Origin of the sequence: Pseudarthrobacter sp. BRE9, assembly GCF_031844305.1 — a bacterium.
Taxonomy (GTDB): Bacteria; Actinomycetota; Actinomycetes; order Actinomycetales; family Micrococcaceae; genus Arthrobacter.
Window position 1 is genome coordinate 100,446 of the sequence record NZ_JAUZUY010000005.1, and the last position, 23,437, is coordinate 123,882.

The following is a 23,437-nucleotide window of genomic DNA, read 5'->3' on the forward strand; positions in this document are numbered from 1 at the left end:
TTGCGCTTAACCCGTTCCGCCCAAGTGAGCGTAGCTACGCTGGCCGTGCAATCCATATCCAGCACACGCATTTGGGGGAACCATGCCTGCCAACCACAGCCTTTTCACGCCTCGTACCTGTCGTCAGCACGACACGCTGGCCGCACACGTGGACCGGCGGAAGGGCTCAAACAAAGGGCTGGCCGCGGGGGCCGCTGCCGCCGTCGTGCTTCTGCTGGCCGGCTGCGGCGCACCCCAGGCCTCGCTGACCGCCGCTGCCGGCCCCGCCAGCGAATCCGCCACCACAACGCCCACGGCAAAACCCATTGCCGATACACCATGCACCTCCGAGAACGGGCAGCAGGTTTCTGCCGGCACAACCTACGTGTGCACCAAGGACGAAGCCGGCAGACTGGTGTGGCTGGACGCCGCGCAGTCCAAGCGGGTCACCGAGAAGCTGGCAGCCGCAGCCGCGGAAAAGGCAGCGGCAGACAAAGCCGCCGCGGACAAAGCGGCTGCAGATCAGGCCGCCGCCGATAAAGCGGCAGCTGACAAAGCCGCGGCAGACAAGGCAGCCGCTGACGCAGCCGCCGCAGAGGCTGCTGCCCGGCAAGCCGCCGAAGCGAAAGCGGCCCAGGAGGCTGCGGCAGCACAGGCAGCCGCAGCCAAGGCAGCGGCAGATGCGGCCGCAAGGGCCCCTGCGCCTCCGGCTCCAGTTGCGCCTGCCGTTCCGGGCACCAATCCGGGCTGCGACCCGAACTATTCAGGTTGCGTTCCCATTGCCTCCGACGTGGACTGCGCCGGCGGCAGCGGCAACGGGCCTGCCTACGTGCGCGGTCCCATCCAGGTTATTGGCAGCGACATCTACGGGCTGGACGCGGACCACGACGGCGTCGCCTGCGAACGGTAGGACGAACGGCAGGACTAGACGAAGGCCTTGACCAGCTCTTCGCTCTTCTCCCACAGGCCGCGCGCCAGCTCGGCGTCGTAGGCCTGCGCGTTGGCCTTGGCCAGTGCACGCTTGGCGTAGTAGGCGCCGGAAATCCAGTCCGTGCCGGCGGTGCCGTTGATGAGCCAGAGCATGGTGTCGGCACCCTGGTCCGGGCTGAGCATGAAGCGGTTCAGCAAGGTGGTGTACGCGTGCCGCCACGGGCTCCCGGACTCGGCCGCGAAGTTGGTGCGGACCACGCCGGGGTGGAATGCCGCCGTCGTGATTCCCTGGTCATGGAAGCGGCGGTGCAGCTCGGAGGTAAAGAGGATGTTGGCGAGCTTGCCGGTGCCGTAGGCGCGGTTGGTGCTGTAGCCCTGCTCGGCGCTGAGGTCGAACAGGTCCAGCTTGCCGAAGTTGTTGGCGCCGCTGGAGGTGTTGATCACTTTGGCGTTGCTGGCGGTGAGCGTGTCCATGAGGAGCGTGGTCAGCAGGAACGGCGCCAGGTGGTTGACCTGGAACGTGGATTCGTTGCCGTCCACGGTGAGCGTGCGTTTGCCCATGATGCCCCCGGCGTTGTTGGCCAGGACGTCTATGCGGGGGTACTTTTCCTGGAGCGTGGCGGCGAGTTCGCGCACCTGGGCCAGGTCGGCGAAGTCGGCGAGGTAAAAGTCTGCGCCGATCTCCCCGGCAAGGGCGCGGGTTTTTACTGCTGAACGGCCGACGACGACCACTTGCTCCCCTGCCTTGGCCAGCGTCCGTGCGGCTGCCGCGCCGATGCCGTCGCTGGCGCCGGTAATCACGATGGTGCGAGGAGTCAAGGGGTGTCCTTTGGTCGGCGGGTGGCGCACATGGAAAGCACACCATGGGGAACAACGACGGCGGGGCGGCCGGTGTTCCCACCGGCCGCCCCGCCGCCACAGCTTGCGAGGGGTCAGCCCGCCACGCCTGCCACCAGGAAGATGGCCGCAGCGACGGCGAAGCCCATCACGCCGATGAGGGTTTCCATCACGGTCCAGGTCTTCAGGGTGGTCTTGACGTCCATGCCGAAGAACCGCCCGACCAGCCAGAAGCCCGAGTCGTTGACGTGGGAAACCACCACGGATCCGGCGGCCACCGCGATCACCATGGCGGCGATCTGCATGCCGTTCAGTCCGCCCGCTGCCACAGCGGGGGCAATGAGGCCCGCAGTGGTGGTCAGGGCGACAGTGGCCGAGCCCTGGGCGATGCGCAGGATGGCGGAGATCAGGAACCCTGCCAGGATCAGCGGGATCCCCAGGTTGCCCAGGACATCCGCCAGCGCCTTGCCGATGCCGGAGGTGCGCAGGACGCCGCCGAACATACCGCCGGCACCGGTGATCAGGATGACGGAGCAGACCGGTCCCAGGGAGGATTCGAGCAGCTTCTCCAGCGCCCCGGCGTCCCGGCCGCGGCGGGTGCCGAGCACGAACAGCGCCGCGAGCACGGCAATCAGCAGCGCCACCGGGGTCTCACCGATCGTCCGCAGGATCTGGAACCACTGTTCCTTCTTAACGGCTTCATCCAGTGCACCTGCGGAGGCCAGGGTGTTAAGCCCGGTGTTGAGGAAGATCAGCCCGAGTGGCAAGAGCAGCAGCCCGATGATGGTGCGGAACCTCGGCGGGTGCGCCTCGGCGTCGGCACTGGCGTGGCCCAGGATTTCGGGAACCGGGAGGACCAGCTTCCGGCCGGTGTACAGGCCGTACAGGTAGGCGGTGACGTACCAGGTGGGGATGGCGGTGATGAGGCCGGCAATCAGCACCAGGCCGATGTTCGCGTCGAAGAAGGCGGCCGCGGAGACCGGACCGGGGTGCGGCGGCAGGAAAATGTGCATCACCGAGAAGGCGCCGGCGGCGGGAAGGCCGTACCGCAGCACTCCCCCGCCCAGCCGGTGGGCGACGGCGAAGACCACCGGCAGCATGACCACCAGGCCGGCGTCGAAGAAGATGGGGAAGCCAAAGATCAGCGAGGCCAGGCCCAGGGCGAACGGCGCGCGCTTTTCACCAAAGACGCCGATCAGGTAGTCGGCCAGCACCTTGGCGCCGCCGCTGGTTTCCACGATCCGGCCCAGCATCGCGCCCAGGCCCACCAGCAGTGCCACCGTCCCCAGGGTGGTGCCGAAGCCGTTGACCAGCACCGGGACCACCTGGTTGGCGGGGATGCCGGTGGCGAAGGCGGTGGCGAGGCTGATGAGGATCAGGGCGATCAGGGCGTGCATCCGCAGCCGGATGATCAGGAACAGCAGCACAAGAATTGCCGCCGCGGCGATGAGCAGCAGGGGGGCTGCGCCCATCGTCTGGGTCCATCCTTCGATGGTCATGGTTCTCCTTTGAAACAGGGTTTGGGGACTGGGGGTCAGGACGCTTGGGGCGCCTGGCCGGAGGGGAGGTTGAGGGCCTGGACGACGGCGGCGACCAGCTCTTCGGGTGAGCGCGAGATGTCGAGGCGGACGCTGCCCGCGTCCAGCTCTTCCTGGCTGAGCGGCTCAAGGGTTGCCAGCTGGCTGGGCAGCAGGGTGGGCGGCATGAAGTGGCCCACCCGCCCCTGCATCCGCTGGCTGATGAGGTCCGCGCCGCCGTCGAGGTGGAGGAAGATAACGCGGCCTTCGGCGCCGGCGAGCAGCTCTCGGTAGTCACGCTTGAGCGCGGAGCAGGTGAGGACAGTGCTCTTGCCGGCGGCGGCCTGCGCGGTCATCCAGCTGCGGATCTCCTCGAGCCAGGGCCAGCGGTCCTCGTCCTGGAGTGGAATCCCCTGGCTCATCTTGGTGATGTTCGCTTCGGGGTGGAATTCATCGGCTTCGGCGCAGGCCCATCCCAGCTGCTGGGACAGGGCGGCCGCCAGGGTGGATTTGCCGGAACCGGCAACGCCCATGACCACCAGGTGCGTGGCTGGATACTGCATGTCATACCTCCGGAGAAGACGTCTTTGGCTTTCGAAGAAGCTCGCTGCGGCCCGGCGTTTATCGGGCCAAGCGATAAGGTATCACCTTTCTTGACCAAAGATGCTATCTATTAGTGTCACAAGTCATACCTTTAGCCCTATTCCGGCTATCCTTGAGAGGCGCAGCGGCGCGTAACGGAACGGGGAAAAGAATGTCGACGGCGACAGTTCAGGACAGCGATGAAGTGCACGACGGCGGGCCCTCCCCCGCTGCGCAGGGCCGGGTCATTGAGGCGGTAGGGGTAGCCATAGCCTCCGGGGAACTCGCCCCGGGCAGCCGCCTCACCCTCGAAGGGCTCCAGCACGAGTATGGGATTTCGCGGACCGTTGCCCGGGACACCATGAAGGTCCTGGAGTCGATGAACCTGGTCTACTCGCGGCGGCGCGTCGGCATCGTGGTGCAGGAGCCATCACTGTGGAACGTTTTCGACCCGAACCTGGTGCGCTGGCGGCTGGCCTCGGACCGCCGGGAGCTGCAGTACAGCAGCCTTACCGAGCTACGCATCGCCGTCGAACCCATCGCTGCGGCGGGCGCGGCACGCCGGGCCAGCGCCGCGGAGCGTGCCCGGCTCGTCTCCCTGGCCGCTGACCTCCGCCGCCTGGGCGAGGCCGGTGACCTCCAGGCCTTCCTGGCCGCCGATATCGCGTTCCATCAGCTGCTGCTGCGCAGTTGCGGGAACGAAATGTTCCGTGCGCTCGAAGGGATGATTGCGGAGGTCCTGACCAGCCGGACGCGGCAGGGGCTCATGCCGTTCAAGCCGAGGAGCGAGGCGCTGCAGGCGCACGAGGAGGTTGCGTCGGCCGTGGCCGGTGGCGATACCGCGGCGGCTGAACAGGCCATGCAGCACATTCTCGATGAGGTGCGGGAGGCGATGGGGCTGCACTGACTCCTGTTAAAAGCAAACGGTCCGGCCGGGGCAAGCGCCCCAGCCGGACCGCGAATGTGGTCGGCGTCAGTCGACGACCCTCACCTTGCCCACCATGCCCATGTAGTCATGGAGCGCGCAGATGTACCTGAACGTTCCCTCGGTCTGGAACTTCACCTTGAAGACCGCCCCGGCAGGCATGAATCCAGAGTTAAGGTCACCGCCGGTGAAATTCCCAGGCGTGCCCGATGGGGCGAAAATGTCCGCCGGCTCGGTACCAAAGGTGACGGTATGGGGAGCGCCCATGCCTGTATTCGCAAAGGTCACCCAGTCGCCACGGTGCACCGTGACAGTCGGCTGGACGAAGCGCATGACCATCGCAACGCCGTCGTCACCGCCGGCGATGACCATATGGTTGGTGGCCTGGTGCGCCAGGGATTCGTCGAGCCGTTCGCCGTCGCGAATGATGGAATGCTCCTGCGCCGCTGATCTGCGATCGTAGTCCGCTTGGCTGTAGGGGTAGTCCGTCCCACGATCCCGCACATGGACGGCACCCTTCATCACCATGCCGTGGACCAGGCAGTAGTAGGTGAAGTCACCTTTCCAGGGGAACGTCAGGCTGTAGTCCTTGACAGTCGGGAAGCCGGGCACGTCCACGTTGGCCATGATGCCCGAGTTGTAGTAGGACTTTCCGTCATAGTGATTCTTTCCGCGCTGTTGCAGCTCATCGTCGTTGAACGGATCGAATGGTTGCAGCGACTGGCCCGACGCCAGGAACGTGACGGTATGGATTTCGGCGGAGTTTGCCCGCCAATGAATGGTGTCTCCCTCATTGATAAAGATCTCTGACGGGAGGAACGCCATGCCTTGGATCTCCTGGTCCCAGGACTCAGAGCCCACTTGGACCTGCCAGTTACGGTGGCCCCGTCCGTCGGCGGATGCGGGACCGGCTGCGGCCAGCGAGGCGAACAGCGCAACAACGAATGCGACAATAAATGCCAGTTTCTTCGATCTCGGTGTGATTCCCCGATAGTGCTTCATAGCAATGCTTTCTCAAACGGCGAACTGATAGATGCCGATATGCAGCTGTAGCCGATCCAACCTATGCGCATGCCTGGCCGAACCGGCCACTGTTTTTTCGGAGTGCAGGTGCCGGCTGCCGATGCCGGGGAGCGCGGGCAGCCAGTGCCGGCCGCTTTCGCGCCGGACATGCACCACCCCAACTGGTGCCGCGCAGGTTTTAACCTATTTTCCAGACGCCGCCCACGGCGCTGGATTGCATGCTAAAGGCGCGTGCACTTCAAGAGTGCTCCTGCCGTTGGAGCTTGTCGAGACGGCAAGGCTAAGGAAAATGCTGCTCAAGCCGCAGGGCCATTGACGGGCTTGCGAAATCAACAAATTGACACAATTGGGTTAAGCAAAAGCAGGGCCTGCCGATGAACGGCAAGCCCTGCTTGGAAACCTAACGGTCCCGGAACCCTAGAAAATTAGAGAGCCTGGATGTTGGTGGCCTGGGGACCCTTGGGGCCCTGCTCGGTGTCGAAGGAAACCTTCTGGTTCTCTTCGAGGGAGCGGAAGCCGGAGGAGTTGATCGCGGAGTAGTGCGCGAAAACGTCCTGCGAGGAGTCGTCCGGGGAGATGAAGCCGAAGCCCTTTTCAGCGTTAAACCATTTGACGGTACCAGTAGCCATTATTTTTGTCCTTCGTGAAGGTGGAGGGAAAATCCCGACTTTCGGGCCCTCCGGCGTGGGGTGTTCAAAAACCGCTACTTCAGAAGAACACGGACTTTCGACCGTGCGTACTGCCTGAACTACCAACTGCATAAACACAACAACAGGCTCAACACTACAGGAGATTCCGCCCACACCTAATTCCGCGCCTGTTCAGCGCCATTAACCCTGCCCGTCCTCCTCCAGAACCGTGCTGTAGCGGGTGAACCCGGGGCGGAGCCGGACCGAGCGCGGGCCCACCATCGCAATGTCCTCCCACAGCACCAGGAACGAGCCGCGGTGCCGCCAGCGGAGTATCCGGGCCAGCAGCCAGGGCCGGGTGAGGCCGTTCCGCTCGTATCCCAGGAATGAGGCAACACTGTGTGGGCTGACCACCAGCCCGAGCAGCCGCGGCTCCGCCATCAGCTGGTGCGGTGCCCCGTCCAGCACAAACCGGGCGTCGGCCACGCGGCCCAGCCGTCCGCCGTCGGCGTCGTGGACAGGGGTACTTAGCAGATCACCGAGGATCATGGCGGCCTCCCGGTATCCGCGCGATGATCTTGTCCCGCACCCAGCGTTCCACCCAGCTGGCGTCCAGCGGCTCGCCGCCCACGCCAAGGCGCACCACCACGCCCACCTCCGCCACGTCCTTCCACGGGATGCGGATCAGACGGGACGACGGCGGCCTGCCGCCAAAGATCCGTGTCCCCAGCACCGGCCCGGTCAGCAGGGCGGTGATGACCGGGGGCGCCGCCCCCTGCGGAATCTCCACGTCCATAGCAGGCCCGCTCACCTCGAGGTCGTCCACGGTGGTGACCGGGACGCCGTCGTGGTCCAGGACCTGCCGGTCCAGGAGGTGCAGCTGCGCGTCCAGGATGCGGCCGGCCACACGGGGGGCCGGCGGCAGCGGACTGGACGGCGGTGTCATGAGCCGGCTCCTGTCACAATCATGAGCGGGATGGCGGCAAGGGAGGCCACCAGGATGATCACCAGGTAGACCATCCCCAGCACGTTCACCACCCGCCCGTTCACGTGCTCGTGCATGTACTGGGGGTCGTTGGCCACGATGAGGACGGGCAGGTACGTCAGCGGCAGGGCGATGGCGGAGAACACCACGGAGTATTCGGTCACCTGAACCGGGTCCACGCCGGTGGCCAGGACGGCCATGCCGATCACGAGGCAGACAATCATGGCCAGGTGGAAGCGGGCGGCCTCTGCCGGGCGGCGGAACTTTCCCCAGGACCAGCCGAAGAACTGGGCCAGGGTGTACCCGGACGAGAGCGTGGTTTCCAGGGCGGCGCCGAATGTTGCGGCCACGATGCCCACCAGCACGAACGCCAGCCCCAGCTTCCCGGCCCCCTCCGCCACGGGCAGGATCACCTGGGACAAGGACGTCACCGAAATACCGGCGGGCAGGAGCACCACGGCGGCACACCCGGCGATGGCCACGGACAGCAGGCCGCCCAGCGGAAAACCGACCAGGACGTTGATGCGCTCCTGCAGCAGGTCCTTCACGGTCCAGCCTTCCTCCACAGCGCCGGAGGAAAAGAAGAAAACCTCATAGGGGGTCATGGCCGCACCGAACAAGGCAATGGCGTAGTAGCTGTACGTCCACACCGTCTCCTGCTCCGGCACCGCCGGCGCCAACTGCCCGGCGAGTGCTCCCCAGTCCGGTTTGAGGAGGAACAGCGCCACCGCAAAGACAATCAGCGTCAGCCCCAGCAGGCCCGTGACGTTTTCCATGATGGCGAACCGCACCCGCCAGATCACCAGCCACACGGCCACCGCCGCCACGGGAATCCACAGCAGGTAGTACACGCTGCTGGCCAGTTGCAGGGCCAGGGCAATGCCGCCGATTTCGGCGGTGACGGTCATCAGGTTGATCAGGAACGACGCCGAAAGGTTGGCCAGGCCGGCCCGCGCGCCGAGGCGTTCGCGGATCACTTCGAACGTGGCGCGGCCGGACACGACAGCCACCCGGCCGGACATGTTGGCGAACAGGCAGATGCCCACCACGCCGACAGCCACCACCCAGACCATGGACAGGCCGAAGCGGGACCCGACGACGGCGTTGGTCACCAGATCCCCGATGTCCACGAACCCGCCGATGGCGGTGAGGACCCCGAGCGCGACGCCGAGGAGGCGTTTCACTTTGACCCCACCTTGCCTTCGAGCTGCTTCAGGGCGTCCTGCGCGTCCGCGAGCGCCTTGTCACCGTCCGGAAGGGAGGGGGCGCCGCCGTCGTTCGCTGCCAGCGCGGCGCGCGCCGTGGCGAACGCCGTGGCGCACTGGTCCAGCACGTCCAGTGCCTGCTGCTGCGTAGCGCGGTCCTCCTGCGTGGCCGGCGAGAGGTTGAGGACCGTGCTCCTGCTGCTTTGGACTTCCTTGAGTTCGTCGTCCACGGCGGTGGACAGGGCCGCTTTGGTGAGCTTGCCGTCCATGTCCTGCCGGAGCGCGATCCGAGCGGTGGCGACGGCGGAGAAGCTGTCCTTCACGGCTGTGGACACCGACTCGGCGGTGGTGCCGCCGCAGCCGGTGAGGAGGGCGAGCGCGGCGAGGGCCAGGAGCGTGAGCCTGTGGGCTGGCCTGGCCGGGAACGTGGTGGCCTGCGCGGGAATCCTTCGGGCCGGGGCGGAGGACGGCGTGTTCAGCACCGTGGCCTCCAGCCCCCGGAAACTCCCGGATCCATGCGACCTGGCGGGCAGCCAAAAAATGGTTGCCTTGAGCTATATATAGCACTCCGCCGGGAAGTTTGACCTGTTCAGGCCGGGATTTCTTGCCTTCCGGACCCAAGCATCCGCGGACCCTCGACCGCGTCTGCGAATGGGCATATCCTGCATCCAGATCCTGCGGAGATACCCCAAACACCGGGAGATGCAGCCATGGAGATGCCCAAGGCAACCGAGGAAGACAAACAGCGGTTCCGGCGCGTGGTTCCCGACCATCCGGGGGTGGTGGTGAAGCCGATGTTCGGCAACCTCGGCGCGTTCGTCAACGGCAACATGTTCGCCGGGCTGTTCGGGTCCACCATCGGCGTGAAGCTCTCGCCCGAGGACAAGGAGATGCTGGAGTCATCCGAGCGGACCGTGCCGTTCGGGCCGGCGGAGCGGCCCATGGGCGGCTACACCGGGCTGCCGGAGGTCTGGAATGAAGAGGGCGACGGCGATGACACCCGGGCGCGGGCCTGGGCCGAAAAGGCGTTGGCTTACGCCGCGTCCCTGCCGCCCAAAGAGCCCAAAGAGCCCAAAGCAAGGGCCGCCAGGACGTCCCGGGCGGCCCAGTAGCCATGTCCGCCCCCGCAGTGTCCCGTGAAGAGACCAACACGGTGGTGGTGGGCGCCGGGCAGGCCGGGCTGGCCACAAGCTATTGGCTGGCCCAGCGCGGCGTGGAGCACCGGCTCCTGGAGCGGCGGCCAGCCCTGGGCGGCGCGTGGCTGGACCGCTGGGAATCCTTCTACCTGAATACGCCCAACTTTTCGCTGGCCCTGCCGGGCACCTCCTATGACGGGCCGGAACCGGACGCATTCATCCCCCGCGACGCCACCGTCGACTTCTTCCGCAGCTACGCACAGGACATCCACGCCCCGGTGGAGCTGGACACGGATGTCACCCGGATCACCCCGGCCGGCACCGGGTTCACACTCGAAACGGGCCGGGGCACCTGGGCCGCCCGGAACGTGGTGCTGGCCAGCGGCGCGTTCCAGCGCCCGCGGATCCCGCGGGCCGCCGTCGGCCTGTCCCCGGACGTCCTGCAGCTGCACAGCCATGAGTACCGCAAGCCCGGGCAGCTCCCGGAGGGCGCGGTGCTGGTGGTGGGCACCGGACAGTCCGGCGGCCAGATCACCGAGGACCTGCTCGACGCCGGGCGCACCGTGCACCTGTCCGTGTCCAGTTGCCCCGAAGCGCCGCGCCGGTACCGGGGCCAGGACATCTTCCACTGGATCGTGGCGGTGAACGTCCACGGTCCCGGGTACGGGATCAACGCGCTACTGGTGGACCAGCTGCCCTCCCCCGCCGGACGCTTCATGTGCAACCCGCTGCTGTCCGGCAACGGCGGTGGCCACAGCGTGCACCTCCGCGGGCTGGGCCGGCGCGGCGTCCGGCTGCACGGCCGGTTTGAGGGCCTGCACGACGACGACCTCGTCTTCACGGATGACCTCCCCCAGCGCCTTGGGCTGGTGGAGGCGGGATTCGGGCAGCGGCTCAAGCTGCTGGCCGACGCGTACATCAGGGCAGCCGGGATCGACGCCCCCGAAGCCGAGAAGCCGGAGGCGGATCACTGGCTGCCGGCAGAGTCCGGCGCCCGCCTGGATCTTGCGGCAGAAGGGATCACCTCCGTCATCTGGTGTACGGGTTACGCACTGGACTTCAGCATCCTGGACCTTCCGCTCCTGGATGAGTGGAACTACCCCCGCCATGTGAAAGGCGTGACGGAGCAGCCGGGCCTCTACGCCGTCGGGCTCCCCTGGCTCACGCGCCACATCTCCGCCACCCTGGTGGGCGTGGGCCCGGACGCCGAGTACGTGACGGAACACCTGGCGGCGCGGGAGCGAACAGCGACCCGGACATAACAGCCAGCGAAAGTGATTGGCCATGGAACCGATCCGCGTGATCCTGCTGCCGGGGAGCGTCCTTCCGGCCGGCCCTGCCTACGGCGGCCTGCTGGAGGCACTTGGACCTGGGGTGGACAGCGTCGCCAAGGACCTGGAGCTCTACGGCGGCGATGCACCACCGCCGGACTGGAGCCTGGACACCGAAGCGGACGGCGTGCTCCGCGAGGCCGACCGCCGCGGCTGGGACACGTTCCATCTCGTGGGGTACTCCGGCGGCGGCTCAGCCACCCTGGCGCTGACCGCAGCCCATCCGGAAAGGCTCCGCAGCCTGGCACTGCTCGAGCCGGCGTGGGCGGGCACCTGGGACTGGAGCCCTGAACACAGGGAGCTGTGGAGAAAGTATGACCAGTTGGAGGGCCTCCCGCCGGAGGAATTCATGCCCGCCTTCATGCGGCTGGGAGTGAGGGACGACGTCGTCCTGCCGCCTCCGCCGCCCGGCCCCCCGCCGCCCTGGATGGCCAAGCGGCCGGCCGGGATCGGCGCCTTCATCAGGACGTTCAAGTCGTACAAGCTGGACCGGGACCGCCTGGCCGCCTTCGCCCGGCCGGTGCTGTTCATCCTGGGCGGCAAAAGCAATCCTGATGACTATGCCGACAACGCCGGGCGCCTGGGCAGGGTCTTCCCTGATTTCCGGCTTGAGGTGTTTCCAGACCGGCACCATTTTGATCCACCGCACCGGATCGAACCGCAGCGGGTTGCCGCACTGCTCCGCGAGCACTGGGCGAGGGCCGAGAGCGGCGCACCGGAACAATAAGCAGCAGGCAGGACCGGACCTTTGGCCCTGCTGCTGCGGTGCCGGGACGCGACATGATTGAGCGAGGATCCTTCCGGACGGGGCGGCCGCGGTGACACGGCGGCCGGGGAGGCCATCGACCCGATGAGAGCTTCTTCATGGATACACCCGCAGCACCCCGGGATTCACTTCGGTCTCCGGCCTGGGCCGCCCGGATCTTCATCCTCAATGACCATGAACCGGTGCGTCGGGGGCTGAGGGACCTGCTCGAAAACGATGGGTTCGTCATCGCCGGCGAAAGCGGTTCGGCCGCCGAAGCCAGGCACCTAATCCCCATCCTGGAACCGGACCTCGCCGTATTGGACGACAGGCTGCCCGACGGAACAGGAATCGAGGTCTGCCGTGACCTGCGCGCATCTGCCCCGGGTGTCAGGTGCCTGATCCTGACGGGCTGGGATGAACAGCATGCTGTGCGGGCGGCGGTTCTGGCGGGCGCTTCCGGGTACGTGCTGAAGCAGGTGAGCGACAACAGTGAACTGCTGGACGGAATCCGCAGCGCCGCAGCAGGCAGTTCACTGTTACGGCCAGGGGTCAGGGAAAGGATTGCCGAAAGCCTGTACGCAGCGTCCTCTGCCTCCTGGTTGGACAGCCTGACGGAGAGGGAGCGGAACGTGCTTGCGTTCATGGCCCGCGGCCTGACCAACCAGCAGATCGGGCAGGACCTGATGGTGGCCGATGAGGTAGTGGCTGCCTGCGTGTCCTCTGTCCTGCAGAAGCTGGGCTTCCGGCGCCGCAGCCAGCTGATCCCGGTTCCAATCCCGCGCGCCTGGGAACTGCTGCACTGACACCCCAGATGACACCCCCGGGACCCGGGAGCCGCCGGTCATTTCGGGAGGGGCGCCGTCCAGGTCACGCTGGTGCCCTTGCCGGGGGCGCTGTCAATGATGCACGTCCCGCCGAGGCGGGACGCCCGGGTCTTCATGTTGTTCAGTCCGCTGATCCGGCCAGGGCTTGCGAAGCCGCAGCCATGGTCGCGGACGGTGAGTACCACCTCGCCCTCCTGCACGGACAGGTGGACGTAGATGTCCTCAGAGCCGGAATGCCGGACGGCGTTGCTGACGCTTTCGGACAGCACCGGCAACAAGTGTTCGGCCACCTCGTCGCCCACCACATCGTCGACGGGGCCCGAGAGCTGGATCCTCGGGAGGAATCCGGCAGCGTTGGCAGCTTCCTGGACCGCCCGCAGGACGCGCCCGCTCAGAAGCTCCCCGTCCTGTTCCCGGGCCTGGAGGGCGTAGATGGTGTCGCGAAGCTGGTGGATGCAATCGTCCAGTTCGGTGGTGATTCCGGCGACGCGCCGCTCATGTGCAAGGGGATCCCCGGTGTAGCGGCGCAGCCCCTGGATGCTCAACCCGGCCGCGAACAGCCGCTGGATGACCAGGTCGTGCAGGTCCCTGGCGATCCGTTCCCGGTCAATGAAGAGCGCGTGTTCTTCGCGCAACTGGTTGGCCCGCAGCAGGTCCAGCGTCAGGCCGATCCGGGAGGCGAAGACAGCGCTCTGTTCAACATCAACATCGGTATACCGCGCTCCGCCGGAAGGCCTGGCCAGGATCAACACGGTGTCCCGGTGGCCGTCGATGTTGTTGCCCAGCGCAGCCAGCAGGACCGGGCCCAGCTTTTCGTCGGACGCGCCCTCAAACACCGTGAGAGGGTCCTTGACGATCCTGGACTCCCCCGTGGCCAGCACCTGGGCCACGCCCTCGCCCACCGGCAGCTCCTGCCCGGCAGGTATGGATTGGACGCCAAGCGAGGTCCGGCACCGCAAACTCCCGTCTCCCGCCACTGAAGCGATAACGGACAACGCCGAGGCCGAGGCGTGCAATGCACGCTCCGCGATCATGTCCAGGTTGTTCGTGTCGGACCGCGGATTGGCCTTCAGCCGGTCGCTGACGTCCATACCCGCTTCCAGCCACCGCTGCCGGCTCTTGGTGTCCTCGAACAACCGCGCGTTCTGGATTGCCACGCCGGCGGCAGAGGCGAGGGCAACGGCGAGGTCTTCGTCTTCGGCCGTGAAGTCCTGGCCGTCGATCTTTTCCGTCAGGTAGAGGTTGCCGAAAACCTCGTCCCGGACCCGGACCGGGACGCCCAGGAAGGTCTTCATGGGAGGGTGCTCGGACGGGAAACCCACCGCTATGGGGTGTTCGCCAAGGTCCTGGAGGCGCACCGGACTGGGTTCGCGGATCAGGTGCCCCAGGACGCCGTGGCCGGTTGGAAGGTCACCGATGAGCCGGGCGCCGTCGTCATCGATGCCGACGGTGATGAAATGACTGAGCTGCAGGTCGTCTCCGATGACGCCCAAAGCCCCGTACCGCGCGCCGACGAGCTCGCACGCTGATTGCACCACACGGTCCAGTACCGCTTCGAGGCTTAGGTCTTCTGTCAGGGAAACGACGGCGCCGAGCAGGCCCTCCACATGTTCCTGGGTGCGGACCAGTTCATCTGCCCGGTCCACGAACTCACGCAGGAGTTCCCTGGTCCGCCGTCTGATTGGTTCACGCCACATAAGAAAACACCTCAGTCATAAAGGAGCATCACCCACGGCGGGCTGCATCGCCCGTGGATCCGATTTGTGACAGCCCCCAGTGTCTCTCACCACCATGCTAACAACCCTGGTGGTCCAGCGGCTTAACGGTTACGTCCTGGCTGCCTGCCGCCAAAAGGTACGACGGCGGGACCTCGCCCCCGCGGCGGGCGCTTCAGCCGGGCGGGCCCGGGCTGGTGGCAGCGCCCAGAATGTGGGCGAGCGGAGGATTCAGCCGCTGCACGGCGAAGCCGAAGCGCTGGTTGTCCTGGACCGTGAACCCTGCTGCGGTGATGGCGGCCAGGGTGTCCCGGTTGAGGTGGCACCCGCCCATGAAACGCCCCCATACCGGAGTCAGCAGGTCTTCTGCCCTGGCCAGGACCGGGTGTCCGGACCGGACGTGCTCGTAATAGGCAAGGGTTCCGCCGGGGCGCAGGACGCGGCGGATCTCCGCGAGCACGGCGGCCGGGTCCTTGACGCTGCATAGGACAAGGCTGGCCACCACAGCGTCGGCGCTGCCGGTTTCGGCGGGTATGTTCTCTGCGGCTGCGGCAACCAGCGTTACCGGGACGCTGGCCGTTGCCGCCTGTGTCTGCGCCACGCCCCGGAGGTAATCATCGGGTTCCAATGCCAGGACGTGGGTGACGGCGGGAGGGTAGAGCGGGAAGCAGGAGCCCGCCCCGGCCCCGATTTCGATGACTGAGCCCTGCAGCCCGGCAAGGATCCGGCGGCGATGCCCGGCGGCCCCGCGGCGGTCCATCGCGCCCACGGCACGGGCAAACGCCCGGGCGAAAAATGGGTGCTGCCGCGGGCCCGGCCCCACCCCGCCCTCCGTGCCGCCAGGTACGCGGTCCATCAGGAAACCTCCTTGGGACTGGTCTGGCTTTCATCATGGCACGGAGTGCTGGGGCCGGGGCCGGCTTAAGGGTGGGGCCGGGCGCTGCTGGTTAAGCCCCCGGGGTTACAGGCAGCTGGGCTGGTATGCGGGGTCTGCGGGGCCGGACGCCTGGCCCAGCGCGTTCGCCACGAACTGGTGAACCACAGGATCGTTGGGGGCCTGGTCGTGTTCGAAGACATCGGCCGGGCACTTGTCCTGGATGGTGATGTTGGTGACCTGCCTGGACGGGCCCACCAGGAACTGGCTGTTAAAGGGGATCACCACTTCGTCGTGGACGGTGGAGATCACGGTGTAGGAGGGCCCGGCGATGGTGTCGCCCTTGGCGTTGAGTTCCTGCAGGAAGGCGGATCCGGCCTGCTGGTCCGCGCACGCCGCGCAGCCCAGCGTGGTGTAGGCGGGGTCGGGGACGGCGTCCGGCGGCGGCACGATCAGGCCCTGGGTGCCGTGGTTGGATGGCGCGATGCCGACCAGGTGGTGGACGTACTTCGCCCCGCCCAGCAGGTGCATGTAGTAGCGGGGCATCATGCCGCCCTGGCTGTGGCCCACCAGGTCCACTTTCGCAGCACCGGTGGCGGCACGGACGGCGTCAACGAACGGGGCGAGTTCCTTCGCGGAGTCGGCCACCGGGGCGGTTGCGTAGACGCCGTTGGTCTCGCCGTAGTTAAGGGCGAAGACGCAATAGCCGGCGCTCTTGAGGTAGGGCGACAGGGTGGACCAGTTCTTCGCCATGCTTTCGAACGTTCCGGGTACCAGGACCACCGGGTACGGGTGTTGTGCCGAAGGCTTGCAGGACCAGTCGTTGGCGCCCGGAGGGGCGATGTCCAGGGTGTCGGCCTGGGCTGGAACCACGGAGAGCGAGCCGGCCAGGACGGCGGCTGCGGCGGCGGACAGGGCACGTTTCAGCAGTGACATATAAACCTCTTTGTTCGCGTGTCAGCAATGGTGCCGCGGCCGGGGCTGCTGGCGGCGGTGGGCCACGTTGTGCCAACCAGGAGCCGGGCTGCGGTCCTAAAAATGCTAGGCAGCCTGGCCCGCGAGGTGACCCCTCCTGCACGAATGTGCGGGGAACGGAACCGCGTTTTGCCGGCGTCCGTCCGGCAGGCAGCAGGGCGCGGAGCGATTCATTGTTACTGGTGGGTAGCTTGTTCGGATGGGCGAGGGCCCGCGGGCATCAGAATGAGCACCCGGAGAAGAATCCCAACTGCACTGCACAAACGTGCAGAAAACTGCTGGCCGGGCTCCGGCTCCGTGGGACCGCTTCTATTGACGATGTTCTATTTGACGGCGTTCGCGGCGTTCACCCGGCCGTACGCCCAGTAGGTGCCGGTTCCTGAGATCCTGTCCGCGGTGGATTCCACGGTGGCCCGGACCGAGGCGTTGGTGGCGCCGGGGTGGGAACTCCAGGCGAGCGCGGCGGTGGCGGCCACGATGGCCGAGGACATGGAGCTGCCGTTGCCCACGTCGTAGCCTTTGGAGCGGTTGTTGGGAACTTCCAGGGCAAAGTCGTGGTTCGGGAACGTGGAGTAGACGTTGACGCCGGGTGCCGCCACGTCCACCCAGCTGGCGCCGTAGGTGGAGAAGGATGCTTTGAGGTCGTTGTTGTCCGTGGCGGCCACCGCGATGACGTTTGGGTAGGAACCGGGGTAGATCTTGGTCTGGTTTCCACCGTTTCCGGCGGCCGCCACCAGCACCGCTCCCTTGGTCCACGCGTTGTTGACGGCAGCCTCGAGGGTCCGCGAGGCGCGCACTCCGATGCTCATGTTGATTACCTTGGCGCCGTTGCTGACGGCCCAGTTGATGCCGTCGGCAACACTTGAGCTGGACCCTACCCCGCTGTCGTTCAGGACTTTCCCGGCCAGGATGGTGCAGCCCGGGCATACGCCGGCCACGCCGGCCGAGTTGTTCGCGGTGGCGGCGACGATGCCGGCCACATGGGTTCCGTGGCCGTAATAGTCCTCCGCCACTGGGTCGCCGGTTTTGGTGGCCGCGTCACTGAAGTTGGCGCGTGCCACCACCTTGGGGGCGATGTCCGGGTTGTCGCTGGCCACGCCCGAGTCCAGGACGGCCACCTTGATGCCGGTGCCAGTGGTTGCGTTCCAGGCTTCGACGGCGTCGACGTCGGCGTCTGCCGTGCCTGCGGGTACCTTGATGTCGCCGCGCGTGTTGGTGAAGGACTGCCCGGTGTTCTGCAGGGCGTATTGGCGGGGGAAGTACGTGTCGCTGGTTGCCGGGCGGGCGGGTTCGTCCGGCTCGGCGTATTCAACGGACGGGTTCCGGCTGAGGGCCTCGATCAGCCGGGGTTCCTGGCCGGAGGGCACCTGGACCAGGCGCGCACCCGTGCCGCCCACGGCGGAGCCGGCCGAAAGACCGTACTGGTGCAGCACGCCGGAGGCCGCGCCGTCGTCGTACGTTTTGACCAGGATGTGCCCGACTGCGGCCGGGAACGTGGGCTGCGCCGCGCTGACGGCGGGTGCGGCGGTGAGTGCCCCGAACGAGAGGACAGCCGCGGTGAGGCCGGCGATGACGACTTTCTTCATGGGGTTATGGTGCGGCACCGCACACAGCACCGGATAGGGGCAAAGTCCCTACTTAAGGCTCAGCACCTCGTCGATGGGGCGGCCGTTGACGAACACCTGCGCGCTCGTGGCCCCGGACGCCGCCATGGCCGTGTATTCCAGCTGCCCCTTGGCGCGGGGGACGTCACAGACGCCACCAAGCATGAACTGCCCGGAGAGCGAGATGGTGATGGTGCTGCCGTTCAGTTCGCCGCCCAGATACGTCAGGGTCGACTGGTAGAGGACGTTGATGAGCCCGGACTGGCCGACGTCGCGGCTCTTATTTGCAAGCAAAGCCTCGATACTGGGCCGCACCTGGTCGGTGAAGCGGACGGGGGCTGTGGTGGTGGCCACCAGGCTGTCGCCGCAGCCGATCGCGGGACCTGACCCGCCGTTGTCACCGACGGCCACGTAGTAGACGGTCAGCGGCGCCACCTGTTCGGGCAGGCCGGTGGGCGTTGGTTCCATCGTGGGCGGCGGGCTGGCAGGAGCGGACGACGGCGGCGCGGCGGCCGAGGTGGTGGGCGCGGCTGAGCTGCCGGGCGTCGTGGTGGGGTTCGCCGATGTGGTGGGGGCCGCTGTCGTGCTTGGGCTGGCGCTGCCGGGGGACGCGCTGGTGGTGGGGGCCGGGGCCGCGGAACTGCTGGAGGGGGCCGGTGCGGGCGGGCCGAAACATCCCGTGAGGACCAGCAGGCTGCTGAGCCCGAGAACGCTGAACGCCGAAAGCCTGGGCCCGCTCATGATGCCCCCTTGGATGCGGTCCCGCGGTTGCGGAATCCGCTTTCACGTTACGCCTGAGGGTTAGTCCAGAACAGGGACTAAAGTCCGGGTCCGAGCACCGGCAGGGGTGCATCAATCAACAGTTCTTGTCATGCCGTTAACCGGCCGTTCATATCCTCCTCGAAAGCTGTACAAGAGCTGGAAATAGCGTGGGCGCCATGGACAACATCTCCCGCAGAACCCTCATCTCCGCCGGCCTCGGAGCCGGCATCGTCGCCGCATTACCGGGTACCGCCGTCGCCGTTTCCACCGCTGACGACGCCGGTCTCCGCACCGATCCCTTCATGCTCGGCATCGCGTCGGGCGAGCCGTGGCCGGACGGTTTCGTCCTCTGGACCCGCCTGGCCGTAAACCCGGTGGCCGAGGACGGGCTGGGCGGCATGCCGTCGCGCCCGGTGGCCGTGCAGTGGGAGGTGGCCGAGGATGACGGCATGCGGACGGTGGTGGCGCGTGGTGTGGAGCAGGCGCGGACCGAGACCGCGCACTCGGTGCACGTGGAGTTGCGCGGGCTGAAGCCGGGCCGTGAGTACTTCTACCGGTTCCGCACCGGAAAGTACGTCAGCCCGGTGGGCCGCACCCTCACCAGCCCGGCGCTGCACGAGACGCCGGCCGTACTGGCCATGGCATTCGCCAGCTGCGCGCAGTACGAGCACGGCTACTTCACCGCCTACCGGCGCCTGGCGGAGGACCACCCGGACCTGGTGCTGCATCTGGGCGACTACCTCTACGAGTACAAGAAGGGCAGCTACGTGATCGGCGGCGGCAACCCGCGCGACCACGAGGGTCCCGAGACCGTCACGCTGGAGACCTACCGGCAGCGGCACGCGCAGTACAAGGCCGACGGCGACCTGCAGGCTGCGCATGCGATCGCACCCTGGGCGGTGGTCTGGGATGACCACGAGGTGGACAACAACTGGGCGGACGACGTGCCGGAGAACAACGACGCCGGGCAGTTGAACGACAGCGTGGAGCACTTCCGGCGGCGCCGGGCAGCCGCGTTCCAGGCGTACTACGAGAACATGCCGCTGCGGCCGTCGTCCCTGCCTGCCGGCCCCGACATGAAGATCTACCGGAGGATCCAGTGGGGCCAGCTGGCCAACTTCCACATGATGGATACGCGGCAGTACCGCGACGACCAGCTCGCGGGCGACGGCTGGAGGAAGAACGTGGCCGGGCGGCTCGCGGAGGACCGGACCATCACGGGCGCCGAGCAGGAGAAGTGGCTGCTGGACGGGTTCCGGAACTCCACCCAGCGGTGGGACATCCTGGGCCAGCAGGTGTTCTTCGCGGAGCGCGACCGGGACCAGGCGCCGGAGATCGACGACGTCTCCATGGACGGCTGGGACGGGTACGCGGCATCCCGCCGCCGCATCACCCAGGGGTGGATCGACGCGAAGGTGCGCAACGCCGTCGTCCTCACCGGCGATGTGCACCGGCACTGGGCCAACGACGTGAAGGTGGACTACAAGGACACCGCCTCCCCCGTGGTGGGCTCGGAGCTGGTGTGCACGTCCATCACCTCCACCGGCGACGGCACGGGCTCCACCACGGACGCCACCATGGCCTGGAACCCGCACCTGAAGTTCTACAACGACAACCGCGGCTACGTGAACACCCGCATCACCAGGGACGCCATGACCGCGGACTTCCGGGTGCTGGACCACGTCACGACGCCGGGCGCACCGGTGGCAACGAAGGCCTCCTTCGAGATCCGTGACGGCGTGCCGGGGCTGCAGCCGCGGGCCTGATACTTCCGGATGAAGGTCGACGGCGGGTCCCGCCGTCGACCTTCCTCCCGGGCATTGTGCGCCTCCGGGCCCGGGGCTACGATGCTCGCGGGGAGAGGGCCTTCGTCTCACTGATTGACGACAGGGGCCAGGCAATGACCGACTTCTTCACCATGCAGCCCGGCGAGACTGCCCCTCCCCTGCCGGCAGGACCCATCCTGTGCGGTGGGACGGCGGGCATGCGGCGCATCCACCGCTTCTTCCTCTGGGCCTACGGGGAAGCGCCGGGACTGGTGCGCTCCGCCGCGGCGGGTGACACCGCCCGCGCCGCCTACGTGGGGGAAGTGCTGGGGAACTTCGACAAGGTGCTCCACATCCACCACGAAGGCGAGGACCTGCTGATGTACCCGCAGCTGACCGAGCGGGCACCGGCGTGCGCCCTGCACATAGGGCAGATGCTCGAACAGCACCGGCAGGTCACCTCCAGGCTCGAGGCCATCGAACCGGTCCGGCTGCGCTGGATGCGGACGGGGGACGAAGAGTCGGCGGCCGAACTTGCTGCCCGCTACGAAGACCTGTCCCGTGTCCTCAGCACCCATCTGCGCCGCGAGGTCACAGAGATGATGCCGGTTGCGGACAGGGTGATGACGGAGAAGGAGATGAAGGCGGCCGGACAGCACGGGATCCAGGAGCTCGACAAGAAGTTCCTGGTGGGGTACCTCGGCATGGTGCTGGCTACGAATCCCCCGGCGGACCGGAAGGAGATGTTCAAGGAGATCCCTCCCCCGGTCCGGCTCGCCTATCGCCTGGTGGGGCGGCGGATGTACCGGAAACAGTACGCAGCGCTCTTCCCGGGACGCCCGATTCCCGAGACGTTGTAGGGAATCAATTAGAGGCTGCTTGTCCAACAAACGCGTGCAACTTGTTCTAGGCTGGAATCCCCGAGAGACCAACCATAGAGCGAGGCATAACGTGCACCAGGACGCCGCCCGGTTCCTGTCCCAGCCGGTGGCCGCCCAGCCCGGCTCGCCATTGCGGGTGGCCGTGTACTCCCGGATCGCAGCGGCCATCCGCAACGGCCTCCTGACGCCCGGCTCCATGATCCCCACCGAGACCGAGCTCGGTGCCGACATGAAGGTCAGCCGCACCGTGGTCCGTGAAGCCCTCATGCTCCTTGAGGAAGACGGGCTCATCCGGGCGCGGCGCGGCGTGGGGCGGTTCGTCTCGGACACGCTCCCCCGCATCGGCATCGAACGGATCCGCCCCTTCGAAGAGGTGCTCGGTGGCCCCGGCCAGACGCTGGAGGTCAAGCGCACCCAGGTGGTGCGGCAGGCCGCCTCCGAGTTCGTCGCCCCGGGCATCGGCATCGAGCCGGGCAGCGACTGCTGGCTGTGGGAATCCGTCCTGATCCGTGACGGCGAGGCCATCGCCCACCTGCAGGAAAACGTCAGCGCCCAGCCGGTCAGCATCGGCAAGGGCGCCGCCGCGCCCCTTGAGATCAAGGACGACGGCGGCGCCACCCTGCTTGCCACGCTCAACAACCAGCTGGGCAGGTTAGCTGGGCCGGGCGAGTGCCAGATCAGCCTCAGCCAGGTGGGTCCCAGCCGCGCGAAGCTGCTGGATCTGCGCCCGTCGGACCCGGTCCTAGTGCTGACGCAGTTCGTCCGGCATACCAACCGGCCGTTCTACCTGGCAAAGTGCCTGGTCTCGGCCCGCGCCGGGCACCTGTCCGTGATGCAGTCCCTGCAGTCCTAGGTGAGGGCGGGCCTAGGGCTTGGTGCACCCCACCGCCTTGCAGGCGTCCACCCGGCCGTACTTCCAGTAGGTACCCGTGCCGTTGACTGCCTTTGCGGTGGATTCGACCTTCGCGCGGACGGCTGTGTTGGACGTCCCGGCCGCCGTGCTCCACACAAGCGCGGCGGTCGCGGCGACGATCGGTGATGCCATCGAAGTACCGCTCTCTATGTCGTAGCCCACCGACCGGCCGTTCTGGACACCCAGGGTGGACGGGTAGGTGGGAAAGGTCGAGTAGACACTGACGCCTGGGGCAGCGACATCCACCCACTTGCCGTAGGTGGAGAAGGATGCCTTCACGTCCCTGTTGTCAGTGGCGGCGACGGCAATGACGTTGGGGTATGCGCCGGGATAGACCTGGGCCTGCGTACCGGCGTTGCCGGCAGCGGCTACGATGACCACCCCCGCATTCCAGGCGTTGTTGACGGCAGCTTCGAGTGTCCGTGACGAAACGCGCTGCCCCAGGCTCATGTTGATGACCTTGGCGCCGTGGCTCGCCGCCCAGTCGATGCCCTTGGCAATGCCCGAGCTGGAGCCGGACCCGCTGTCGTTGAGCACTTTGGCGTCCAGGATGGCGCAGTCCGGGCATACACCTGCAACGCCCATCGCATTGTCCCGGGTGGCGGCTACGATGCCTGCCACGTGGGTGCCGTGGCCGTACTTGTCGTAGTCCTCATCGCCAACGATGGTCTTATCGCTGAAGTTGGCCCGTTCAACAACCTTCGACGAGATGTCCGGGTGGTTGATGGCGACGCCGGAATCGATGATGGCAACCCGTTTCCCGGCGCCGGTGGTCACGGTCCAGGCTTCGACGGCGTCCACGTCAGCGTCCTTGGCGCCTCCGGCCACAGTTTTGGTGCCAGCGGTGTTCATAAATTCCTGGCCCACGTTCTGCAGGGCGTATTGGCGGGGGAAGAACTCGTCATTTGAGGTAGCCGTAACCAGTTCGTCCGGTTCGGCGTACTCCACCGCCGGATTGCGGCTCAACGCCTCAATGAGCTGGCGCTCCTGGCCGGCTGGCACTGTGATCAGGTGCGCTCCGGTGCTGCCGATGGCAGGGCCTTCCCGAAGGTCATGTTGGCCGAGGACAGCGGGGGCCGCACCGTTGTCCCGGAATTTGACCATAATCTGTCCGGATACCGGAGACGAACCTGCGGGCGAGGACGGTGCGGCAGCGTTGCCTGGAACGACGATCGTGATGGCGCCAAGCGCCATCACGACCGATGCGAGACCCGCCAGAAGTGTTCTTTTCATGGCGTTATCTTGCGCCCCACCAGTAACACTTGAATAGGGGCCAAAGGCAGTATCCGAATGACA

The 23,437-nt window shown here is 66.9% G+C and carries 24 protein-coding genes; 9 read left to right on the top strand and 15 right to left on the bottom strand.

Going from position 1 to position 23,437, the window contains the following annotated elements; translation table 11 throughout:
* The first annotated feature begins 82 nt into the window (after positions 1-82).
* Positions 83-889, top strand: coding sequence for a hypothetical protein (locus tag Q9R31_RS11595; protein WP_311262877.1), 807 nt, complete (start codon positions 83-85; stop codon positions 887-889).
* Positions 890-903: 14 nt separating this feature from the next.
* On the opposite strand, the gene Q9R31_RS11600 is transcribed toward Q9R31_RS11595, so the two are convergent.
* The 3 genes from Q9R31_RS11600 to Q9R31_RS11610 all read right to left on the bottom strand — a co-directional run bounded on the left by Q9R31_RS11600 (position 904) and on the right by Q9R31_RS11610 (position 3,826).
* Positions 904-1,728, bottom strand: a complete 825-nt coding sequence (locus Q9R31_RS11600) for an SDR family NAD(P)-dependent oxidoreductase (protein WP_311262878.1) — start codon at positions 1,726-1,728, stop codon at positions 904-906.
* A gap of 113 nt (positions 1,729-1,841) precedes the next feature.
* On the bottom strand, positions 1,842-3,245 hold the full coding sequence (locus Q9R31_RS11605) for a GntP family permease (RefSeq protein WP_311262879.1): 1,404 nt from the start codon (positions 3,243-3,245) through the stop codon (positions 1,842-1,844).
* A 35-nt stretch (positions 3,246-3,280) separates the two neighbouring features.
* Positions 3,281-3,826, bottom strand: coding sequence for a gluconokinase (locus Q9R31_RS11610; RefSeq protein WP_311262880.1), 546 nt, complete (start codon positions 3,824-3,826; stop codon positions 3,281-3,283).
* 191 nt (positions 3,827-4,017) lie between these two features.
* On the opposite strand from Q9R31_RS11610, the gene Q9R31_RS11615 reads away from it, so the two are divergent.
* Positions 4,018-4,752, top strand: coding sequence for an FCD domain-containing protein (locus tag Q9R31_RS11615; protein WP_311262881.1), 735 nt, complete (start codon positions 4,018-4,020; stop codon positions 4,750-4,752).
* Positions 4,753-4,818: 66 nt separating this feature from the next.
* On the opposite strand, the gene Q9R31_RS11620 is transcribed toward Q9R31_RS11615, so the two are convergent.
* The 6 genes from Q9R31_RS11620 to Q9R31_RS11645 form a co-directional block, all read right to left on the bottom strand.
* Positions 4,819-5,772, bottom strand: a complete 954-nt coding sequence (locus tag Q9R31_RS11620) for a plastocyanin/azurin family copper-binding protein (protein ID WP_311262882.1) — start codon at positions 5,770-5,772, stop codon at positions 4,819-4,821.
* Positions 5,773-6,218: 446 nt separating this feature from the next.
* The gene (locus tag Q9R31_RS11625; RefSeq protein WP_015936345.1) at positions 6,219-6,422 is read right to left on the bottom strand and encodes a cold-shock protein; all 204 of its coding nucleotides are present in this window, start codon (positions 6,420-6,422) and stop codon (positions 6,219-6,221) included.
* Between the two features lie 201 nt (positions 6,423-6,623).
* Positions 6,624-6,971 (bottom strand): PRC-barrel domain containing protein, encoded by a 348-nt coding sequence (locus Q9R31_RS11630; protein ID WP_311262883.1) that lies wholly within the window; start codon positions 6,969-6,971, stop codon positions 6,624-6,626.
* Positions 6,958-7,368 (bottom strand): hypothetical protein, encoded by a 411-nt coding sequence (locus tag Q9R31_RS11635; protein WP_311262884.1) that lies wholly within the window; start codon positions 7,366-7,368, stop codon positions 6,958-6,960. The genes Q9R31_RS11630 and Q9R31_RS11635 overlap by 14 nt, the downstream gene beginning before the upstream one ends.
* Positions 7,365-8,591, bottom strand: a complete 1,227-nt coding sequence (locus Q9R31_RS11640) for an Nramp family divalent metal transporter (RefSeq protein WP_311262885.1) — start codon at positions 8,589-8,591, stop codon at positions 7,365-7,367. Before Q9R31_RS11640 ends, Q9R31_RS11635 begins: the two co-directional genes overlap by 4 nt.
* Entirely contained in the window at positions 8,588-9,094 is a 507-nt protein-coding gene (locus Q9R31_RS11645) for a hypothetical protein (protein WP_311262886.1), read from the bottom strand. Before Q9R31_RS11645 ends, Q9R31_RS11640 begins: the two co-directional genes overlap by 4 nt.
* Before the next feature lie 228 nt (positions 9,095-9,322).
* Between Q9R31_RS11645 and Q9R31_RS11650 the strand changes: the two genes are divergently transcribed.
* The 4 genes from Q9R31_RS11650 to Q9R31_RS11665 all read left to right on the top strand — a co-directional run bounded on the left by Q9R31_RS11650 (position 9,323) and on the right by Q9R31_RS11665 (position 12,630).
* On the top strand, positions 9,323-9,724 hold the full coding sequence (locus Q9R31_RS11650; protein WP_311262887.1) for a TfoX/Sxy family protein: 402 nt from the start codon (positions 9,323-9,325) through the stop codon (positions 9,722-9,724).
* A gap of 2 nt (positions 9,725-9,726) precedes the next feature.
* Positions 9,727-11,010 (top strand): NAD(P)/FAD-dependent oxidoreductase, encoded by a 1,284-nt coding sequence (locus tag Q9R31_RS11655; protein ID WP_311262888.1) that lies wholly within the window; start codon positions 9,727-9,729, stop codon positions 11,008-11,010.
* 22 nt (positions 11,011-11,032) lie between these two features.
* Positions 11,033-11,806 (top strand): alpha/beta hydrolase, encoded by a 774-nt coding sequence (locus Q9R31_RS11660; protein WP_311262889.1) that lies wholly within the window; start codon positions 11,033-11,035, stop codon positions 11,804-11,806.
* 137 nt (positions 11,807-11,943) lie between these two features.
* Positions 11,944-12,630 (top strand): response regulator transcription factor, encoded by a 687-nt coding sequence (locus tag Q9R31_RS11665; protein WP_311262890.1) that lies wholly within the window; start codon positions 11,944-11,946, stop codon positions 12,628-12,630.
* 38 nt (positions 12,631-12,668) lie between these two features.
* Here Q9R31_RS11665 and Q9R31_RS11670 read toward each other — a convergent pair whose 3' ends face one another.
* The 5 genes from Q9R31_RS11670 to Q9R31_RS11690 form a co-directional block, all read right to left on the bottom strand.
* On the bottom strand, positions 12,669-14,348 hold the full coding sequence (locus tag Q9R31_RS11670; RefSeq protein ID WP_311262891.1) for a GAF domain-containing sensor histidine kinase: 1,680 nt from the start codon (positions 14,346-14,348) through the stop codon (positions 12,669-12,671).
* Positions 14,349-14,541: 193 nt separating this feature from the next.
* Positions 14,542-15,222: a class I SAM-dependent methyltransferase gene (locus Q9R31_RS11675; protein WP_311262892.1), complete on the bottom strand. Its 681-nt coding sequence runs from the start codon at positions 15,220-15,222 to the stop codon at positions 14,542-14,544.
* Between the two features lie 105 nt (positions 15,223-15,327).
* Positions 15,328-16,176 carry an alpha/beta fold hydrolase gene (locus Q9R31_RS11680; protein WP_311262893.1) on the bottom strand — a complete coding sequence of 283 codons (849 nt, stop codon included), beginning with the start codon at positions 16,174-16,176 and terminating at the stop codon, positions 15,328-15,330.
* A gap of 362 nt (positions 16,177-16,538) precedes the next feature.
* Positions 16,539-17,801, bottom strand: a complete 1,263-nt coding sequence (locus tag Q9R31_RS11685; protein WP_311262894.1) for a S8 family serine peptidase — start codon at positions 17,799-17,801, stop codon at positions 16,539-16,541.
* Between the two features lie 48 nt (positions 17,802-17,849).
* Positions 17,850-18,560 (bottom strand): GerMN domain-containing protein, encoded by a 711-nt coding sequence (locus Q9R31_RS11690; RefSeq protein ID WP_311262895.1) that lies wholly within the window; start codon positions 18,558-18,560, stop codon positions 17,850-17,852.
* A gap of 197 nt (positions 18,561-18,757) precedes the next feature.
* Between Q9R31_RS11690 and Q9R31_RS11695 the strand changes: the two genes are divergently transcribed.
* From Q9R31_RS11695 to Q9R31_RS11705, 3 genes are all read left to right on the top strand, one after another.
* Positions 18,758-20,347: an alkaline phosphatase D family protein gene (locus Q9R31_RS11695; protein ID WP_311262896.1), complete on the top strand. Its 1,590-nt coding sequence runs from the start codon at positions 18,758-18,760 to the stop codon at positions 20,345-20,347.
* 134 nt (positions 20,348-20,481) lie between these two features.
* Positions 20,482-21,207 carry a hemerythrin domain-containing protein gene (locus tag Q9R31_RS11700; protein WP_311262897.1) on the top strand — a complete coding sequence of 242 codons (726 nt, stop codon included), beginning with the start codon at positions 20,482-20,484 and terminating at the stop codon, positions 21,205-21,207.
* 91 nt (positions 21,208-21,298) lie between these two features.
* Positions 21,299-22,081 (top strand): GntR family transcriptional regulator, encoded by a 783-nt coding sequence (locus Q9R31_RS11705; RefSeq protein ID WP_311262898.1) that lies wholly within the window; start codon positions 21,299-21,301, stop codon positions 22,079-22,081.
* A 12-nt stretch (positions 22,082-22,093) separates the two neighbouring features.
* Here the strand turns inward: Q9R31_RS11705 and Q9R31_RS11710 are convergent, their stop codons facing one another.
* Entirely contained in the window at positions 22,094-23,374 is a 1,281-nt protein-coding gene (locus tag Q9R31_RS11710; protein WP_311262899.1) for a S8 family serine peptidase, read from the bottom strand.
* Positions 23,375-23,437: the final 63 nt, after the last annotated feature.

Coding starts and splice junctions, on each gene's coding strand:
- Q9R31_RS11595 (WP_311262877.1), top strand. CDS start 83: ATGCCTGCCAACCACAGCCTTTTCACGCCTCGTACCTGTCGTCAGCAC.
- Q9R31_RS11605 (WP_311262879.1), bottom strand. CDS start 3,245: ATGACCATCGAAGGATGGACCCAGACGATGGGCGCAGCCCCCCTGCTG.
- Q9R31_RS11610 (WP_311262880.1), bottom strand. CDS start 3,826: ATGCAGTATCCAGCCACGCACCTGGTGGTCATGGGCGTTGCCGGTTCC.
- Q9R31_RS11615 (WP_311262881.1), top strand. CDS start 4,018: ATGTCGACGGCGACAGTTCAGGACAGCGATGAAGTGCACGACGGCGGG.
- Q9R31_RS11620 (WP_311262882.1), bottom strand. CDS start 5,772: ATGAAGCACTATCGGGGAATCACACCGAGATCGAAGAAACTGGCATTT.
- Q9R31_RS11625 (WP_015936345.1), bottom strand. CDS start 6,422: ATGGCTACTGGTACCGTCAAATGGTTTAACGCTGAAAAGGGCTTCGGC.
- Q9R31_RS11630 (WP_311262883.1), bottom strand. CDS start 6,971: ATGATCCTCGGTGATCTGCTAAGTACCCCTGTCCACGACGCCGACGGC.
- Q9R31_RS11635 (WP_311262884.1), bottom strand. CDS start 7,368: ATGACACCGCCGTCCAGTCCGCTGCCGCCGGCCCCCCGTGTGGCCGGC.
- Q9R31_RS11650 (WP_311262887.1), top strand. CDS start 9,323: ATGGAGATGCCCAAGGCAACCGAGGAAGACAAACAGCGGTTCCGGCGC.
- Q9R31_RS11655 (WP_311262888.1), top strand. CDS start 9,727: ATGTCCGCCCCCGCAGTGTCCCGTGAAGAGACCAACACGGTGGTGGTG.
- Q9R31_RS11660 (WP_311262889.1), top strand. CDS start 11,033: ATGGAACCGATCCGCGTGATCCTGCTGCCGGGGAGCGTCCTTCCGGCC.
- Q9R31_RS11665 (WP_311262890.1), top strand. CDS start 11,944: ATGGATACACCCGCAGCACCCCGGGATTCACTTCGGTCTCCGGCCTGG.
- Q9R31_RS11670 (WP_311262891.1), bottom strand. CDS start 14,348: ATGTGGCGTGAACCAATCAGACGGCGGACCAGGGAACTCCTGCGTGAG.
- Q9R31_RS11675 (WP_311262892.1), bottom strand. CDS start 15,222: ATGGACCGCGTACCTGGCGGCACGGAGGGCGGGGTGGGGCCGGGCCCG.
- Q9R31_RS11680 (WP_311262893.1), bottom strand. CDS start 16,176: ATGTCACTGCTGAAACGTGCCCTGTCCGCCGCCGCAGCCGCCGTCCTG.
- Q9R31_RS11685 (WP_311262894.1), bottom strand. CDS start 17,801: ATGAAGAAAGTCGTCATCGCCGGCCTCACCGCGGCTGTCCTCTCGTTC.
- Q9R31_RS11690 (WP_311262895.1), bottom strand. CDS start 18,560: ATGAGCGGGCCCAGGCTTTCGGCGTTCAGCGTTCTCGGGCTCAGCAGC.
- Q9R31_RS11695 (WP_311262896.1), top strand. CDS start 18,758: ATGGACAACATCTCCCGCAGAACCCTCATCTCCGCCGGCCTCGGAGCC.
- Q9R31_RS11700 (WP_311262897.1), top strand. CDS start 20,482: ATGACCGACTTCTTCACCATGCAGCCCGGCGAGACTGCCCCTCCCCTG.
- Q9R31_RS11710 (WP_311262899.1), bottom strand. CDS start 23,374: ATGAAAAGAACACTTCTGGCGGGTCTCGCATCGGTCGTGATGGCGCTT.